The 13,647-nt window shown below is 39.4% G+C and carries 12 protein-coding genes; 8 read left to right on the forward strand and 4 right to left on the reverse strand.

Features of this window, described 5'->3' with window-relative positions:
- Positions 1-128: 128 nt before the first annotated feature.
- Together I5515_RS08445 and I5515_RS08450 are read right to left on the reverse strand one after the other, a co-directional pair.
- On the reverse strand, positions 129-1,064 hold the full coding sequence (locus I5515_RS08445; RefSeq protein ID WP_199965768.1) for a lauroyl acyltransferase: 936 nt from the start codon (positions 1,062-1,064) through the stop codon (positions 129-131).
- Positions 1,065-1,184: 120 nt separating this feature from the next.
- The gene (locus I5515_RS08450; protein WP_199965769.1) at positions 1,185-1,817 is read right to left on the reverse strand and encodes a LysE family translocator; all 633 of its coding nucleotides are present in this window, start codon (positions 1,815-1,817) and stop codon (positions 1,185-1,187) included.
- A 138-nt stretch (positions 1,818-1,955) separates the two neighbouring features.
- On the opposite strand from I5515_RS08450, the gene I5515_RS08455 reads away from it, so the two are divergent.
- Entirely contained in the window at positions 1,956-2,963 is a 1,008-nt protein-coding gene (locus I5515_RS08455) for an acyltransferase family protein (protein ID WP_199965771.1), read from the forward strand.
- Between the two features lie 20 nt (positions 2,964-2,983).
- On the opposite strand, the gene I5515_RS08460 is transcribed toward I5515_RS08455, so the two are convergent.
- Positions 2,984-4,894 (reverse strand): ATP-binding cassette domain-containing protein, encoded by a 1,911-nt coding sequence (locus I5515_RS08460; RefSeq protein WP_199965773.1) that lies wholly within the window; start codon positions 4,892-4,894, stop codon positions 2,984-2,986.
- A gap of 32 nt (positions 4,895-4,926) precedes the next feature.
- Between I5515_RS08460 and I5515_RS08465 the strand changes: the two genes are divergently transcribed.
- Positions 4,927-5,172, forward strand: a complete 246-nt coding sequence (locus tag I5515_RS08465) for a SlyX family protein (RefSeq protein ID WP_199965776.1) — start codon at positions 4,927-4,929, stop codon at positions 5,170-5,172.
- Between the two features lie 55 nt (positions 5,173-5,227).
- Here I5515_RS08465 and I5515_RS08470 read toward each other — a convergent pair whose 3' ends face one another.
- On the reverse strand, positions 5,228-6,238 hold the full coding sequence (locus I5515_RS08470; RefSeq protein ID WP_199965778.1) for a zinc-binding alcohol dehydrogenase family protein: 1,011 nt from the start codon (positions 6,236-6,238) through the stop codon (positions 5,228-5,230).
- 99 nt (positions 6,239-6,337) lie between these two features.
- Here I5515_RS08470 and I5515_RS08475 point away from each other — a divergent pair, with 99 nt between their 5' ends.
- The 6 genes from I5515_RS08475 to I5515_RS08500 all read left to right on the forward strand — a co-directional run bounded on the left by I5515_RS08475 (position 6,338) and on the right by I5515_RS08500 (position 13,635).
- On the forward strand, positions 6,338-6,715 hold the full coding sequence (locus tag I5515_RS08475) for a winged helix-turn-helix transcriptional regulator (RefSeq protein ID WP_199965780.1): 378 nt from the start codon (positions 6,338-6,340) through the stop codon (positions 6,713-6,715).
- 148 nt (positions 6,716-6,863) lie between these two features.
- Complete coding sequence (locus tag I5515_RS08480; RefSeq protein WP_199965782.1) at positions 6,864-7,313, forward strand: ammonium transporter; 450 nt, start codon at positions 6,864-6,866, stop codon at positions 7,311-7,313.
- A 35-nt stretch (positions 7,314-7,348) separates the two neighbouring features.
- The gene (gene topA / locus I5515_RS08485; protein ID WP_199965784.1) at positions 7,349-9,985 is read left to right on the forward strand and encodes a type I DNA topoisomerase; all 2,637 of its coding nucleotides are present in this window, start codon (positions 7,349-7,351) and stop codon (positions 9,983-9,985) included.
- A gap of 88 nt (positions 9,986-10,073) precedes the next feature.
- Positions 10,074-10,832 carry a hypothetical protein gene (locus I5515_RS08490; RefSeq protein ID WP_199965786.1) on the forward strand — a complete coding sequence of 253 codons (759 nt, stop codon included), beginning with the start codon at positions 10,074-10,076 and terminating at the stop codon, positions 10,830-10,832.
- A 135-nt stretch (positions 10,833-10,967) separates the two neighbouring features.
- Positions 10,968-11,540, forward strand: a complete 573-nt coding sequence (locus tag I5515_RS08495; RefSeq protein ID WP_199966069.1) for an HdeD family acid-resistance protein — start codon at positions 10,968-10,970, stop codon at positions 11,538-11,540.
- Positions 11,541-11,655: 115 nt separating this feature from the next.
- Positions 11,656-13,635: an ATP-dependent helicase gene (locus I5515_RS08500; RefSeq protein WP_199965788.1), complete on the forward strand. Its 1,980-nt coding sequence runs from the start codon at positions 11,656-11,658 to the stop codon at positions 13,633-13,635.
- The last annotated feature ends 12 nt before the right edge of the window (positions 13,636-13,647 follow it).

The following is a 13,647-nucleotide window of genomic DNA, read 5'->3' on the forward strand; positions in this document are numbered from 1 at the left end:
TGTTGGACTAACGACACATCCATGATGTCGTAGTCCAACGGGCGACATCCTTGTCGCCTTCGCACGATAGTACATGCTGGTGTTTATTTAGATGTTTATTACTACCGTGCGGCCGTTACTGAGGATTATTAATAGATCTCGTCATATCCTTCAGGACGTGTTTTAAAGCGACGGTGGAACCACATATATTGGGTTGGTGAAATGCGTAGCTGATTCTCAATAATCTTATTAACGCGTGTTGCATCATCAACTTCATCTTCGCTTGGCATATTGTCGACCGCGGGTTCAATCAAAACATGATATTTTGGGTTTTTAATATCCCCATGACGATAAAAATATAAAGGCACAGCGACTGCTTTTGAGATTTTCAATAAGCGGCGGTGAGCGGTTACTGTGGCCGCAGGAACTCCAAAAAACGGTGCCATAACACCTTGCTTGAGTCCAAAGTCTTGATCGGGGCTATACCAGATTGCATCGCCATCTTTAAGATGACGAATGAGACCACGCATATCATCATGATCGATTTGTGCTTTATAAATGGTGGCACGGCAACGATAAATAAGCATATCAAGCAAAGGATTGTTTTGAGGTCGATATACAACATCAGGCTCGAAATATTGAGCACAAACATAGCCGCCTGCGTCAAGAAGAGTACTATGGGTTCCCAATAACAAAACGCCTTTGCCTTGAGCTTGAGCATTTGTAATATGTTCTAAGCCTTCAATGGTGACTCGGTTTTTAAACCAATATGGTTTGTACCATGCATTTAATGTTTCAAACACCCCAAGCATCATATCAACAAAAACTTGTTGAGCTTGTTGCTGAACCTTATCGGCAGACCATTCTGGAAAGCAGACTTCTAAATTGCGAATAGTCGTTTTACGACGTGATTTTAGATATTTCCAAGCTAGTTGAGCTACGCCATGTGCCAGACGCCATTGTATGGCCCATGGTAAAATAGCCAAAAGCATTAAAAAAACAATAGCAATCCAAACACCCCAATATTTAGGTAATAAAAAGGACCATTGAAATTCACCGGGCGTATAAGACTGCTTTGGGCTCATAACGATATAAAAATTTAAAAAGTTAAAACTGCCAAAAGTGTATCACGAACTGAATTTATCGTCGTAATACACAGGGGCAAATTGAATGTTAAGAGCAAAGAAAGCAAATAATAAAAGGGGCTATCGGCGATGTTCTAGAAGAATACGAACGGCAAGTCCTGCTAACACTGTACCCATGATCCAGCGTTGGACTGTTGCCCAAAATGGTTTTTGCTGTAAAAAAAGTGCAATGCTACCCGCAGAAAACACAATAAGTGCATTAACTGAAACACTCACAAAAATTTGTATCGTACCGAGCTGAATGGACTGCGCTAAAATACTGCCTTGCTGTGGATGAATAAACTGTGGCAATAAAGACAAATACATAATCGCAATTTTAGGGTTGAGTAAATTTGTTAAAAAGCCCATCAAAAATAATTTTAATGGTGAATCAATAGATAAGTCTTTAACACTAAAAATAGGGGCTGCATTTGGACGTAATGCTTTCCATGCAAGCCAAAGTAAATATATTGCTCCTACAATACGAATGGCGTCATAAGCATAAGGAACTGCGACAACAAGTGCTGTGATTCCGAAAGAAGCGCAGAGCATATAAAAGACGAAACCAACAGCGACACCAGCCAGTGAAATAAATCCTGCGATTTTGCCCTGACTAATGGAACGAGAGATGAGATAAATCATGTTCGGGCCAGGGGTGAGCACCATTGCCAAACAAATGAGTCCAAATGCCAAAATTTGAGAAAGATCTAGCACGGGAATATCCTTAAATATTATTATGCTTATAGGTATATCATAATTGTTTTATATACAGCGAAACTTTATTCATCGTCTTTTTGAATCAAAATAAAAATAATTAAGTATGATATGAACAACTTGAATTTATAGAAATTTATGCGAAATCGCCATATTGATGCTACAAAAGGTGTCTTAATTTTTCTTGTTGTATTGGGTCATTACCTTGAAAGGTTAATTGGCTGGAATGAAACTGTAAATCAAGTCATTTTGGGGAGCATTTATTTTGTTCATATGCCAGCTTTTGTTTTCATCTCAGGCATGTTTTTTAAAGAAGAAAAAATATTAGAAAAATTAATTTACTTTTTATCATTATATTTACCTTTTCAAATTTTATTTCAATTACTTGATGCTTTTTATAACGGAAGTTTATGGAACTGGTCATTTCATTTGGTATGGTTTGTTAAGCCTTACTGGGTGCTTTGGTATTTATTCAGTATGATGGCTTGGATAATTCTCACCTTTTTATTGAAAAAGACAGCTTCTCCAGTTCTATTTTCTTTTATTTTAGCTTTACTTGTCGGATGCTCACCTATCAATAATTACGACTATTCGATTGGTCGAATTTTCATTTTTCTGTCTTTTTTTATGGCTGGAGCGATCTATGGCAAAACCATTTTTCAGTATCTTCCGCAGTTGGCTTATGCAAAGTTATTTGCCGTTATCACATTATTAATAATTACTGCTGTAGCAGCTATAAGTCATTATAGTTATTACTGGCTATTTGGCAGTTTGTCATATTTTCAATTGCATGTAGATCTATGGCAGGGGATGCTGATTCGCAGTGTGATTATGTTGCTATCGGTTCTGGGTATTTTGAGTTTATTTGTACTGACTCAAAATTTTAAACAGCCTTGGATTGGTTTAGGCCAAAAAACTCTGCCAATTTACATATTGCATGGTTTTGTGATTATTGTATTGACCCATCAATTAAGCTTTAAATATTCGGTAGAGATCAATATTTTCATCAGTTTTGTCTTAGCTATTATGACCTGTATGGTTTTGCAATTACAGATATTTGAACGTTTAATTCGCTTCATCTCACTATTTGTTTATAAGCCTCTTATGAAATTACTAGAATTTTTCGATCCAAAAAAAGGGCTTTAATTAAAGCCCTTTTTTATTGTTTAACTGCCTTTAGTCATCTGTTCAAGCACGTCCCAACGTTCCAATTTTTCAAGTAATAACTCGTCAATTTCTGTAAGACGTTGGCTTGCTTTTGTTGCTGCATCAGCATCTTTAACAAACCATGAACCATCTGCAAGTTTCTCAGAAAGTTCTGCTTGCTCCTTTTCTAAGTTTTCAATTTCAGCGGGTAATTGTTCAAGTTCACGCTGATCTTTATAACTAAGTTTGACTTTTTTAGCACTGTTCTGAGCTGCGGCTTTTTCAGCTTCGGCTTTTGCCTGAGCTTTTTTTACATCAGATTTCTGATCAACAACTTTATCATCTGGACGCTGCTGCAAATAGTCTTGGTAGCCACCGATATATTCTGCAATACCGCCTTTGCCATCAAAGACCCAAGTAGAGGTGACTACGTTGTCCATAAATGCACGGTCATGGCTAATGAGAAGCAATGTGCCTTTGTAATCAGATAACATTTCTTCAAGAAGCTCAAGGGTCACCATATCCAAGTCATTGGTTGGTTCATCCATTACAATCAGATTCGACGGTTTGAGCAGCAATTTAGCCAGTAAGATTCGATTTCGTTCACCACCAGAAAGGGCTTTTACTGGAGTACGGGCACGTTCAGGTGAAAATAAGAAGTCTTGTAAATAGCTGTAGATATGACGACGGTTACCATTCACATCAACGAAGTCGGAACCTTCTGAAACGTTTGCCATGACTGTTTTTTCAAGATCCAAGGCATTACGTAACTGGTCAAAATAGGCAACTTCTAACTGTGTACCTGTTTTAACTGAACCGCCATGTTCGATTTCACCTAAAATGGCTTTAATCAATGTCGTTTTACCAACGCCGTTATCGCCTACCAAGCCAATACGATCACCACGCATAACAAGGGTAGAGAAGTCTTTGATGAGTAAGTTGTCATCGTAAGCGACACTTAAATGTTCGATATCAAATACTAATTTACCAGAGCGATTTGCATCTTGAGTTGCCATGCTCACTTTGCCTTGTTGTGAGCGGCGTGCTTTCGATTCTTCACGTAAATCTTTTAAAGCACGAACACGGCCTTCATTACGCGTACGACGTGCCTTAATCCCTTGACGAATCCAAGCCTCTTCTTCAGCTAGTTTTTTATCAAATAAAGCATTCTGTTTTTCTTCTGCTTCCATTTGCTGAGCTTTTAGCTCTAGATAGCGAGAATAATTGCCCTCATAACCTCGTAGAATGCCACGATCGAGTTCGACAATACGGGTCGCAATGCTATCTACAAAAGAACGGTCATGCGAAATAAATAGAAGCGTTAAATTATTTTGATCGAGTAGGAATTTTTCTAACCATTCAATACTTTCAACATCTAGATGGTTTGTTGGTTCGTCTAGAAGTAATACGTCTGGTTGTGTTAAAAGAGCGCGCGCGAGTAAAACACGGCGTTTACGTCCACCAGATAAGTCTGCTAAGTCTGCATTTGGATCGAGACCCATTTTACTTAAAAGCGCATTGACCTTATTTTCTAATGCCCAACCATCTAGTTGGTCTAGCTTATGCTGAAGGTTACCCATACGGTCACAGGCTTCCATATCTCCTAGCATACAAGCGTCGGTCGCTTCATGATAAGCTCTGAGTACTTCAGAAGCTTCTCCTGCACCATCTGCCACAATGTCAGCTACTTTGCCTGAGTCCATTGGCACGTCTTGGGCTAACATTGAAACAGTTAGACCATTTTGAATGGAAACTTCACCAGAATCTGGTAATAGGCTTCCCTCGATCAGTTTAAGTAAAGTAGACTTACCTTCACCATTACGACCAATTAAACAGACTCGTTCGCCACGTTCTAGATTAAAGTTCGCGCCATCGAGTAGGGCAGGTCCTCCAAAAGCAAGTTGGACATCCCTTAGGGTAATATAGGCCATAATGTTTTCCAGAATCTCAAATGAGGATTTAAATGACTAAACCACCATATCATGATGATCAAGCGTCATTGTCCGCACCCATTGAAGATTTGCAAGTGCGAATTACATTTTTGGATGATTTAGTTGAACAATTAAATCAACAACTCGCTATTCAGACTCAGGAAATAGCTGATTTAAAAAAACAAATGCAATTTCTCTATCAACGTTTGGAATCTTCGGATTTATCCGAGGGTATTGCCGCTTTTGACCCATTAACCAACAAACCTCCTCACTATTAATAAAATGGCAAGTTCAATACTTGCCATTTTATTGGGGGATATTTATAAATTTTGCTTAAAAACCATGTAATACGATTTTCCCTTTTGTCGTACCACTTTCAATTTGCTGGTGAACCAGTTTTAAGTTTTGAGCATTAATTGGGCTTAAAACTTGCGAAACAGTAGTTGTGATTTTCCCTTCATCAACAAGTTTGGCAACCTGATTGAGTAATTCACTTTGTTTAATCATATCTTCAGTTTGGAACATTGAACGCGTAAACATAAATTCCCAATGTACTGATACCGACTTCGATTTAAAAGGCTTAATATCTAACTGTGCCGGATCATCAATTAAGCCAAAATGACCTTGCGGTGCGATCAACTCTACGATGTCTGATAAGTGCTGATCTGTTTGAGTAGTCGAGAATACATATAAAGGTGCATTTAAACCTAATTGCTTGATTTGTGCTGCTAAAGGTTGACTATGATCTAGTACATAATCTGCACCGAGTTGTTTAACCCATTCTTTTGTTTCTGCTCGTGAAGCTGTTGTAATAATTGTTAGGTTAGTCAACTGTTTAAGAAGTTGAATCGTAATTGAACCCACTCCGCCAGCACCACCAATCACTAAAATTGATGTATTTTCTGAGGCAACCTTTGGTACTTGTAACCGATCAAATAGCATTTCCCATGCTGTGATAGCGGTTAAAGGGAGAGCCGCTGCTTCTCTTGGTTCTAAGGTCTTTGGTTTATGCCCCACAATGCGTTCATCAACCAACTGTAATTCACTATTACTACCTTGGCGATTGAGTGCACCTGCATACCAGACTTCATCTCCGACTTTAAATTGTGAGACTTGATCTCCAATCGCTTCAACGATACCTACCGCATCCCAACCAAGAGTTTTCCATTGATTATTCTCGGGGCTTACGTTGCTGCGAATTTTAGTATCTACCGGATTTACAGAAATCGCCTGAACACGAACAAGTAAATCACGACCTTCTGCAACAGGAGTGTCGAGTTCAATATCAACGAGTGCCTCTGGCGATGTAATGGGACCTGCTTTTTGATATGCCACAGCTTTCATAATAATAATTCCTCTTGTTGAGAGTTTGATCATAACGTAAGCTTTAATTTGGTGACTACAGACAAATAACGCTCATAGTGTCAAAAAGGATACTGTAAAATGGCAAAATTACGACATTCAAGTTTTGATTGCTCTCCGGGTTGTTCAGTTGAGGCAGCCATTAGTTTGATTGACGGAAAGTGGAAATGCGTCATTCTTTGGCACTTATTTAATGAAGGCACCTTAAGGTTTAATGAAATTCGAAAGCGTGTTCCGAGTATTACCCAAAGAATGCTGACAAATCAGCTACGTGAGTTAGAACAAGACGGAATTATTCATCGGGAAGTTTATCCTCAGGTTCCACCTAAAGTGGAATATTGCCTGACCGATTTGGGACAAAGTCTTGAGCAAATTTTATTTGCCTTAAAACTGTGGGGTGATGCCCATCTTGATCGATTTGGAAAATTGACACTTGTTGATGGTAATCAGAACTCTTGAATATATTTGAGTTACATCATGGCAATTTGCACCGTGAAATACCGATATTTTGATTCTTGCTATCTTATCGGGCATTATTTTTATGATGTAACTTGCGTTTTCTGGTCAGCTTATGCAACTCTAATAAAAGAGATTAATAGGTTTTGCTATGGACAATATGGGAATTTGGGTTACCGTTATCATTGTTCTTTTCGTACTAGGCTCCATTTTTGGTTTAAGAGTGAGCCCACGTGAAAAGGCACTTGGTATTATGCGAGATAAAGCCCGCAAAATAGGGTTACATCCACGTGTAATTGTTGCACCTGAATGGACAAATGTCCCAATGGCTACTGAAAAACGTGCCAGCATGGTTGCTTATTATAGTGTATTGATTCCTGATGCCCGTTTATCTTTAATGCGTGCTCGTGTTGTAGACGGCAAATTAAAAGTGGTGCAGGGTGATGAGAAATTTAATGATTCTCCCATTGCATTAAAAGGGATTTATGCTATTGATATGCAGGCAAACTGTGTAGGACTTTATTGGGATGAGGAATCAGACCTGAGAGCAACACAATTAGATGAGATGAAGGCTTATCTGTTGGCCTTGGCTAAAGCCTGATTTTTAAATTTATTGGTATAGGAATAACATTTTATATGGCGAATACCTCGCGCTCTGCATCTCAAAGCACAGCATCTACTGCACCTGCTGCACCTAAACGTGCCTTAGTGATTGTGGAGTCGCCTGCCAAAGCGAAAACCATCAATAAATATTTGGGTTCGCAATTCATTGTAAAGTCTTCTGTAGGTCACGTACGTGACTTGCCAACAGGTGGCAGTAAATCAACAGAGAAAAAGCCGGCTGCCCGGACTAAACTGACTGAAGCTGAAAAAGAACAAAAAGCTAGTCAGGCTTTAGTTAATCGTATGGGGGTTGACCCTGAGCATGGTTGGGAAGCTCATTACGAAGTTCTGCCCGGTAAAGAAAATGTTGTTGCTGAACTCAAAAAACTCGCCAAAGATGCCGATGCAATCTATCTCGCAACGGACTTGGATAGAGAAGGGGAAGCCATTGCTTGGCACCTAAGAGAAGTGATTGGTGGTGATGACAGCCGTTATCACCGCGTGGTATTTAACGAAATTACCAAAAATGCCATTCAAGAAGCATTTAAACAGCCAACACGTCTAGATTTAAACCGTGTGAATGCTCAGCAAGCACGCCGTTTCTTAGACCGTGTCGTTGGCTTTATGGTTTCGCCATTACTTTGGGAAAAAATTGCCCGTGGTTTATCTGCCGGACGTGTACAGTCAGTAGCTGTGAAACTGGTTGTAGAGCGTGAGCGAGAAATTCGTGCTTTTATTCCAGAAGAATATTGGCAAGTTTTTGCAGATACTCAGTCCAAAAAAGATGATATTCGTCTTGAAGCATTTAGACAGGCTGGTAAAACCCTTAAACTGAAAAATAAAGCAGAAACTGATGCTTTATTAGATGTTTTAAAAGGTGCTGAATATAAAGTTGCACAGCGTGAAGATAAACCAACAAAGGTTAATCCAAGCGCACCTTATATCACTTCAACGTTGCAACAGGCTGCGAGTACACGTTTAGGCTTTTCTGTGAAGAAAACCATGATGTTGGCTCAGCGTTTATATGAAGCTGGTTTTATTACCTATATGCGTACTGACTCAACTTTCTTGAGTGATGATGCAGTAAGCATGGTACGTGCTCATATTGAAAGCCAATATGGTGAAAAATATTTACCAGCGAAGCCAAATCGCTATGGTAACAAAGCGGGTGCTCAAGAAGCCCATGAAGCGATTCGTCCGTCAAATGTTGCGCTTACAGGTGATCAGCTTGCGGGTGTAGAGCGTGATGCTCAACGCCTATATGATCTGATCTGGCGTCAGTTTGTTGCGTGTCAAATGACGCCAGCAGAATATTTATCTTCTACTTTGATTGTTGAAGCTGCGAATGTTGAGTTAAAGGCGAAAGGCCGTACGCTTGTATTTGAAGGTTTCACTAAAGTACGTGGCGCGAATAAGTCAGATGACGATATTATTTTACCTGCTATTAAAGTAGGCGAAGTCTTAAAGTTAGAAAAGTTAGATCCAAGTCAGCACTTTACTAAACCACCTGCACGTTTTACTGAAGCATCTTTAGTTAAAGAGCTTGAAAAACGTAGTATTGGCCGTCCTTCGACCTATGCAGCGATTATTTCTACCATTCAGGAACGTGGTTACGTTAAGTTAGAAAACCGTCGTCTTTTCGCCGAAAAAATGGGTGAAATTGTAACGGATCGTCTGGATGAAAGTTTTAATAACCTGATGAATTATGCTTTTACGGCAGATCTTGAAGGACAGCTTGATAAAGTTGCAACAGGTGAGCGTAACTGGAAAGAGTTGTTGGACACTTTCTATGGCGACTTCAAGAAGCGTCTAACCAATGCTCAGGGTGAGCAGGGAATGCGCCGTAACCAACCAGTTGAAGTACCAGCAGTACATTGCCCTGAATGTTCACGTCCAATGCAGATTCGTACGGGTACAACAGGTGTATTCCTAGGGTGTTCTGGGTATAACTTACCGCCTAAAGAGCGTTGCAAAGGGACACTGAACTTAACACCTGTTGAGTCTTTGGCTGCGTTATCTGATGATGACGGCGCTGAAACTGCTGACTTGATGTCAAAGCATCGCTGTGCCAAATGTGGTACAGCCATGGACAGCTATGTGATTGATGGTGGTCGTAAGCTGCATGTATGTGGTAACAACCCTGATTGTGATGGTTTTGAGCTTGAAGAAGGTGAGTTCAAGATTAAGGGATATGATGGTCCAACGATCCCATGTGATAAATGTGATGGTGAAATGCAGCTTAAGACTGGTCGTTTTGGCCCGTATTTCGCTTGTACAAGCTGTGACAATACTCGTAAAGTCTTGAAAAGTGGTCAACCTGCACCTCCACGTGTAGAACCGATCAAGATGGAGCACCTGCGTTCAGCGAAACATGATGACTTCTTTGTATTGCGTGACGGTGCAGCGGGTCTATTTTTGGCAGCGAGTAAATTCCCGAAAATTCGTGAAACACGTGCACCAAAAGTTGCAGAGTTACGTAGTGTGGCAGCTCAGCTTGATCCAAAATATCAATTTATTTTACAAGCACCAGATGTAGATCCTGAAGGTAATCCAACAATTGTGAAATTCAGTCGTAAGAATCAATCACAATATGTCGGTTCAGAAACCCCTGAAGGTAAACAAACCAAATGGAGCCTAATTTATCAAGATGGTAAATGGGTTGAGGGCTAATCAAGTCCAATATAAAAAATGCTAGCTCAGCTAGCATTTTTTATGTCTAAAACAATAAAAGAAAATTTTAATTTTATGGGGAATAAGGATGTGGAAAAACATTCGGGTCTTATGCTTATTAATTATTTTATTGATTGTTGCTGTTCAAGCATGGCGAGATCAAAATCAAAATTGGAATCAGCCAATTGTAGTTGTTTTACATCCAGTTAATGCAGATGGTTTAGAGACAACAAAGAACTATATTCATCAGTTAAAAAACGACGATTTTGGGGCAATCAGAAGCTATTTAAATGAGTGGTCACAGCATTATCGTGGGCAATCAGGAAACTTTGAAATTCGCTTAGGACAGCCGTTACGGCAACGACCACCTGAGGTTCCTCAAAATGCCAATATCTTGCATGTTATTTGGTGGAGTTTAAAATTTCGTTTCTATGCATGGCGACAACAACAACCCGAGGATAGTGGAGCATCGCTCAAACTTTACTTAAATTACTATGATCCTAATTATCAAAAAGTTTTGATCCATTCGACTGCTTTAGAAAAAGGTCGCATTGGTAGTGTGAATTTATTTGCGACCAAAGCACAAGCTGCACAAAATCAGGTGGTCATTGCTCATGAGTTATTACATGGTTTTGGGGCACAGGACAAATATGATTTAAAAACAGGACAGCCTATTTACCCTTTAGGTTACGCTCAATCTGAAAAAGTGCCTCTATATCCGCAAACGCAGGCCGAAATTATGGGAGGTCATATTCCTTTATCTGAACAGAGCAGCAAAATGCCATATGATTTACAAGAAACAACCATAGGTTTACCTACTGCCAGAGAAATTGGCTGGGTGAAATAAAATTGTGGATAAATACTGCTTTATCCACATCAATTGTTAAAAAACGATGCAGATTTTATACAGACAAAAAATGTGAAGTGAATCACTATTATAAGGTAGATGAAATTCTAATACCTGATAATAAGAGTAGCCATGATGAAAACTGTAGGTAATGATTTGGTACGTAATCAGTTACATGCTGATCGTAAATGGTATTTGATATTAGGCTTTGTGCTTATTATTTTTGGACTGATTTTATTTAGTTCATTGCCATTTGCGACCTTTTCTGTCGTTTTTTTATTTGGAATACTCATGATGGTCGGCGGTGTTTTGCATCTTGTCGCAGCTATGAGTGTTTTTAAAGGCGCAAGTCGATGGTTGTGGGCAATCTTTGGTGTACTTTATTTAATGGCTGGTTATTATGCATTTTCTACTCCAGTCACTACAGCTGTGGTTCTGACTAGCTTATTATCTGTAGCGCTTATTATTGCTGGTGCTATACGTACTATAAATGCAATTTTACTTAAACCCATTACTGGATGGGGCTGGACCTTGTTTTCAGGATTACTTACTCTGCTTACAGGTATTTTAATTTTAGTTTCTAAAGATTCACCTTTTTGGGTGTTAGGAATGTTCCTTGCTATTGATATCTTATTTCAGGGAATTAACTTTCTAGGTCTGGCATCAGCCATCAAACATCTTCCATCTAGTTCAAAAACAGTATCTTAAAAAACAATATTAAACCAAAGAGCACTTTAGGTGCTCTTTTTGTTTTTAGGAAGGGCGGACCCATCTATTGTCGGGGTCTGTTAAACTATATCTTGGTGTTTTAGCGGTATGTGTTATGAGTCTTGCAAAATTAATTAATGAATTAAATGATCAGCAAAAAAAAGCAGCAACTACCTCGGCGCAAAACTGTTTAGTTTTGGCAGGAGCGGGTTGTGGCAAGACTAAAACTATTGTTGCTCGTGCGGCTTATTTAATTGACCAAGGCTTGCCAGCGAATCAAATTCAAATTTTAACTTTTACACGACGCGCGGCCAGTGAAATTGTTGCCAGAGTGGAGCAGCACGTGGGGGCGCAAGCGAAAGGTCTACGTGCTTCGACTTTTCATACTTTCTGTATGTATCTGCTACGCCGAAACCCTCAAGCTTTTGGGTTAAATCAATTTAGTATTATTGACCGCGATGATCAATTACTCATGTTCCGCCTATTAAGGGGTAAAGATAAAGATAACGTCTTACCTAAAGCGGCAGAGCTGTGTGATTTATATTCTTATGCCCGAAATACTCAAACAAAGCTTTCTGAAGCATTAATCAAACAGCTTCCAGATGCATATGAGCATAAGGCTCAAATTGCAGATTTGATGAAAACGTATGAGCAACGTAAAAAAGAACGTAATTTTTTAGATTACGACGATATCTTGTCAATTGTGGCCGTACATTTGCAAAATTCTGAAGCTCTAACGAACTGGGTTGCAGGTTTTTGTCAGGCATTACTGGTTGATGAAATGCAAGATACCAATCCTTTGCAGTGGGCTTTATTACAACCCTTGATTGGCAAAGTGAAGTTGTTTTGTGTTGGCGATGATGCGCAGTCGATTTATGGTTTTCGCGGGGCAGACTTTGAAAATATCCATTCTTTTAAAGAGCGGATACCCGATGCAGTTATTCATACACTGGATTTAAATTACCGTTCAACTCAAGAAATTTTAGATCTTTCCAATTGGTTATTAGCACATAGCCCAATTGATTATCAAAAACAGTTGCAAGCTCATCGTGGGCAGGGGCAAAAGCCTCAGCTCCACCTATTTGGTAATGAGTTTGAAGAAGCTAACTGGATTGCACATGACTTAATAACACGACACCAGCAAGGTGCGGGCTGGTATGACCATATGGTGTTAGTCCGTTCTGGTTATAGTGCTCGTTATATAGAAGGGGCTTTTATTGCCGCTGAAATTCCTTATCGTTTTATTGGTGGTGTAAAACTTCTTGAGTCGGCACATGTGAAAGATGTACTTAGCCTGCTACGTATTGTGAGTAATCCTCACGATGATTTGGCTTGGATGCGTTTTTTAACTTTGTGGGATGGCATTGGTGATGTCGGTGCGAGTAAGTTGGCTCAAGATCTGATGGGAATTACTGATGTTGAGGAGCGCTGCAAGCGTTTAGAGCACCATGGAAAAGTTCCTTTACAAGCTATTTTAATTTTAAAACAGTTAGATGTTTTGCAGCAGCATGTTGAGGCAAGTATTGGCTTGGCACTCGATGCTTTAGGTGAACAGCTAGAGCAAAATTATAAAACTAAAGATTGGTCACGTCGGTTAAAAGACTTTGATTTGGTCAAGCAACTTGCACGTAAACATGCATCTTTAGGTGAGTTCCTTGAAGAATATGTTCTTGAACCTATTTCTGTTTCTGAAATTGAAAAAGCAGCTGATCAGGATTTGGTGACTTTAATTACGATTCATTCAGCTAAAGGTGCCGAACAGAAAGTTTGTTATGTACCTCATGTATCGCCAAATCAATATCCTTATGCAAGGGCGCAAGGCGATTTTGACGATGTCGAGGAAGAGCGCCGCGTATTGTATGTTGCATTAACACGTGCAGAAAATGAATTAATTTTGACCAAGCAAAACCTCAATACATGGTCAGAAGATACTTATGACGAGCAAGGTCGCAAAATTGAAAGTTATTTCCTAAATGACCTTCCAACACATTTGGTTCAGGCAAAGATTCATAGACAAGTACCTCAGCCATTTGCTAAAAAGCAATGGAACCGTTCACCTGCAGTAAATTTAGGTTTTGGTATCGATCTGGATTAAACTACTGTATAA

It is taken from the genome of Acinetobacter calcoaceticus (assembly GCF_016508255.1).
In the GTDB taxonomy this organism is placed as follows: Bacteria; Pseudomonadota; Gammaproteobacteria; order Pseudomonadales; family Moraxellaceae; genus Acinetobacter; species Acinetobacter calcoaceticus_E.

Excerpts from the sequence above, each read along its gene's own strand:
- I5515_RS08455 (WP_199965771.1), top strand. The coding sequence starts at position 1,956 with ATGCGAAATCGCCATATTGATGCTACAAAAGGTGTCTTAATTTTTCTT.
- I5515_RS08480 (WP_199965782.1), top strand. The coding sequence starts at position 6,864 with ATGGACAATATGGGAATTTGGGTTACCGTTATCATTGTTCTTTTCGTA.
- I5515_RS08470 (WP_199965778.1), bottom strand. The coding sequence starts at position 6,238 with ATGAAAGCTGTGGCATATCAAAAAGCAGGTCCCATTACATCGCCAGAG.
- I5515_RS08445 (WP_199965768.1), bottom strand. The coding sequence starts at position 1,064 with ATGAGCCCAAAGCAGTCTTATACGCCCGGTGAATTTCAATGGTCCTTT.
- I5515_RS08500 (WP_199965788.1), top strand. The coding sequence starts at position 11,656 with ATGAGTCTTGCAAAATTAATTAATGAATTAAATGATCAGCAAAAAAAA.
- topA (WP_199965784.1), top strand. The coding sequence starts at position 7,349 with ATGGCGAATACCTCGCGCTCTGCATCTCAAAGCACAGCATCTACTGCA.
- I5515_RS08460 (WP_199965773.1), bottom strand. The coding sequence starts at position 4,894 with ATGGCCTATATTACCCTAAGGGATGTCCAACTTGCTTTTGGAGGACCT.
- I5515_RS08465 (WP_199965776.1), top strand. The coding sequence starts at position 4,927 with ATGACTAAACCACCATATCATGATGATCAAGCGTCATTGTCCGCACCC.
- I5515_RS08490 (WP_199965786.1), top strand. The coding sequence starts at position 10,074 with ATGTGGAAAAACATTCGGGTCTTATGCTTATTAATTATTTTATTGATT.
- I5515_RS08475 (WP_199965780.1), top strand. The coding sequence starts at position 6,338 with ATGGCAAAATTACGACATTCAAGTTTTGATTGCTCTCCGGGTTGTTCA.
- I5515_RS08495 (WP_199966069.1), top strand. The coding sequence starts at position 10,968 with ATGAAAACTGTAGGTAATGATTTGGTACGTAATCAGTTACATGCTGAT.